1 protein-coding gene and 1 pseudogene are annotated in these 937 nt (G+C 64.0%); both read right to left on the bottom strand.

Translation table 11 applies throughout. The features are described 5' to 3' along the window. Nucleotides 1–7 precede the first annotated feature (7 nt). Nucleotides 8–451, bottom strand: a complete 444-nt coding sequence (locus JHD77_RS30540) for a TIGR03751 family conjugal transfer lipoprotein (RefSeq protein WP_003121022.1) — start codon at nt 449–451, stop codon at nt 8–10. Then, nucleotides 429–937: pseudogene (locus tag JHD77_RS30535) on the bottom strand (TIGR03752 family integrating conjugative element protein); the annotation flags it as partial. The gene JHD77_RS30540 and the pseudogene JHD77_RS30535, both read right to left, overlap by 23 nt.

The following is a 937-nucleotide window of genomic DNA, read 5'->3' as shown; positions in this document are numbered from 1 at the left end:
AGGCTCATTAGTAGTCCTCCGTGCGCTCGCCCGGCATGGCGTACTGGACTCGTTGGTAGAAGGGGAACACGGTGGTATAGCCCGGTACCGGGGCGGGATCGCTGCCGGCCAGGTGCGGGAACACATACATGACCAGGTCGGGATTGGGCAGTCGTTTGAACTGGCTGTGGATCTCGTTGCTGGCCGTGCGGGTGTAGTCGGCCTGGTCGTTCGCGGAGGCAACCTGCTGCGGATTGATCGGGCGCCGCAGCGTTTGCCTGGCATCGAGGAGTAGCCGGCCACGGCTGTTGCCTATCGAGCTGGTTGCACCTTGTTCCCAGACGTCGAGCATGTTGGCCTCGCCGTGGGGCAGCATCTCCTCCTTGCTGGTGGAGCACGCTGCCAGGGTTAGCGCGCAGGCCAGGCCGGCGCAGAGACGAAGAAGGGGGTTAGTCCAGGTCTGCTGTTGCATGAGCGGCTCCAGAGCTGTAGTCGACCTTGCGGCCCTTGAGTTCGTAGTCGATCGCCAGTTGCTGATCGAGATGCACGGCGACCCGTGCGCCAGGTTGCACGTAGACGGCGGCGAAGGCCTCGCCGTACAGCTTGTTCATCCACTGCCGGATGTCGCTGACGCCGCCGGAGAGGATGCTGTTGAGGGCCGAGTTGCTGTTGGTTCCGGTCGTCCCGAAGCTGGTGCCGTTGCCGCTGAAGACGGTACTGGTGTTGTTCTCGTCGGCGTCCAGGAGCTTGGCGATGCCGGCCCCGGCAGCCGTGAGTAGGCTCTGATTGCCCAGGTACTCCTTGGCATTGGATCGGCGATCACCGGCGATGCAGGGGATGCCGTAGGGGTCGCTGATCCAGCCGAGACCGCCCTGGATGGTTTTCTGGTCGGCGCTGGCGGTCTGGTTGTTGTTGCTCTGGTTGTCATTCACCTCCTCGGCCGGCGCCGGGAAGGTGC

Source organism: Pseudomonas sp. P20 (assembly GCF_016463925.1).
In the GTDB taxonomy this organism is placed as follows: Bacteria; Pseudomonadota; Gammaproteobacteria; order Pseudomonadales; family Pseudomonadaceae; genus Pseudomonas; species Pseudomonas aeruginosa.
Note: the sequence above shows the minus strand (reverse complement) of the source record. Positions and strands in the feature narration are given on the sequence as shown.

Bases quoted from the DNA above. Each gene is read 5' to 3' on its own strand.
- JHD77_RS30540 (WP_003121022.1), bottom strand. From the start codon at position 451: ATGCAACAGCAGACCTGGACTAACCCCCTTCTTCGTCTCTGCGCCGGC.